Origin of the sequence: Microcoleus sp. BM001215392, from assembly GCF_036700185.1 — a bacterium.
In the GTDB taxonomy this organism is placed as follows: domain Bacteria; phylum Cyanobacteriota; class Cyanobacteriia; order Cyanobacteriales; family Microcoleaceae; genus Microcoleus.
The window spans coordinates 1,531-3,507 of the sequence record NZ_JAUBOJ010000040.1; the positions used below are offsets into that span (position 1 = coordinate 1,531).

Annotated in this window: 2 protein-coding genes; both read left to right on the plus strand. The window is 46.0% G+C overall.

Going from position 1 to position 1,977, the window contains the following annotated elements; all coding sequences use genetic code 11:
- The first annotated feature begins 233 nt into the window (after positions 1 to 233).
- Positions 234 to 1,223 carry a CRISPR-associated endonuclease Cas1 gene (cas1, locus tag QT974_RS07210; protein WP_333467835.1) on the plus strand — a complete coding sequence of 330 codons (990 nt, stop codon included), beginning with the start codon at positions 234 to 236 and terminating at the stop codon, positions 1,221 to 1,223.
- A gap of 3 nt (positions 1,224 to 1,226) precedes the next feature.
- Positions 1,227 to 1,508, plus strand: a complete 282-nt coding sequence (cas2, locus tag QT974_RS07215; RefSeq protein ID WP_333467836.1) for a CRISPR-associated endonuclease Cas2 — start codon at positions 1,227 to 1,229, stop codon at positions 1,506 to 1,508.
- The last annotated feature ends 469 nt before the right edge of the window (positions 1,509 to 1,977 follow it).

Genomic DNA, 1,977 nt, shown 5'->3' on the forward strand with positions numbered 1-1,977 from the left:
ATGTCTGTAATGAGTCTACTCGCAAAAACCCGGTTTCTGACTAAGCACGACAATTTAAGAAACCGGGTTTTTCGGAGTTTTTGCGTCTGTAACGAGTATTCTCGCAAAAACCCGGTTTCTGACTACGCACGACAATTTAAGAAACCGGGTTTTTATGGGTTTCTACGTCTGTAATGAGTATTCTCGCAAAAACCCGGTTTCTGACCACCGTGACATCGGTTTTTTTATTGCTTATGCGTACCGTCTACGTTTCCCAACCGGGTTGTTACGTTTCCTTGCACCAAGAAATGCTGATTATCAAAAAGGGAGAATCTGTACTCGGTGAAGTTCAGCTTCCTCTCCTCGAACAAGTTCTGATTTTCGGTCAATCTCAAGTTACAACTCAAGCAATTAGAACTTGTCTGTGGCGGAATATTCCCATTGCCTATCTTTCGCGGATGGGTTACTGTTATGGGCGGATTCTTCCCATCGAGCGCGGTTATCGGCAACTCTCTCGCTACCAGCAACAGCTTGGTTTTGTGGAGCGCTTGCAAGTGGCACAACGCATTGTGCAAGCTAAGCTGAAAAACAGCCGGGTTATCCTCCAACGACAGCAGCGCCGACAAGCTTCTGATGCGATCGCTTTTGCGATTCAGTGTTTGGAACATTTAATTAAAAAGGCGGGTGAAGCACAAACTATTGAGCGGTTGATGGGGTTGGAAGGTGCTGGGGCGGCTCAGTATTTCTCGGCTTTTGAAGAGTGTTTGAATAATCGAGATTTTGTGTTTGTAAGCAGGTCGCGCCGCCCTCCGGGAAATCCTGTGAATGCGATGCTGAGTTTTGGGTATCAGGTTTTGTGGAATCATTTGTTGAGTTTGATCGAACTGCAAGGTTTAGATCCTTATTCGGCTTGTTTGCACCAGGGGACGGATCGTCATGCGGCTTTGGCTTCGGATTTGATTGAGGAATTTCGCGCGCCAATTGTTGATTCTTTGGTTACTTATTTAGTCAATCGCCGATTTATGGATGCTGGCAGCGATTTTGTCTATTGTAAGGGCGGTTGTTACCTAAATGATGCTGGCAGACGAAAGTATCTGAAAGCTTTTTTAGATCGCATGGAGGAGGAAGTTGAAATGGGTTCCGGTAAACAGCCGAAGTGGGATTTGTTAAATCAACAAGTCAAGGCTTACAAACAGTTTGTTTACAATCCAACGGAGCTTTACCAACCTTACCAAATTCGCTAAGCCGTGCTTTTTTATGTGGTGATTTACGATATTCCTGACAACAAGCGGCGCTCTAAGGTGCATGATTTGTTGTCGGGTTACGGAACTTGGGTGCAGTATAGCGCTTTTGAGTGCGTACTCAGTGCAGCTAAGTTTGATGAATTAAGAGCGCGCCTTGGTCAAAAGATTAACCTCGAAGAAGATAGTATCCGGTTTTATCCGGTGTCGCGGCACACTTTGGGACAGGTGGAGGTTTTGGGGGTGGGAGCACCTGTGACTCAAGCGGCTCGATCGGTGATTATTTAGCTGGTATTGCGAGGCTGGCTGTAACTTGGCTCAAATGCTTTGTTTTCGTTGCGAGCCTCGCAGCATTACTAGATAAGGGTTTCAGCGTTTTTCATGGATGAGTCTTGGTGGGATTTCTAGAAAAAATTCCTGAGCCTCGCAAACGGCCTCTGGACAGCTTGCGCTGTATGGGGTGTATAATGGAGGCCTCCCCACTCGCTGGGGAAACTAATTGAATGGAAACTGTCTTGAATATTGTCTAAGTAATGGTAACCATCACCATCTCCCCACTCGCTGGGGAAACTAATTGAATGGAAACGTAGGACGTACTGCACGTACCAAAGCCAAAGGAGGCAGTGGCTTAACTCCCCACTCGCTGGGGAAACTAATTGAATGGAAACTTGAATTCCCCAATCAGAGGATTTATTAGAGAGTCTCCCCACTCGCTGGGGAAACTAATTGAATGGAAACTTCTTCAGAATCTACTAAT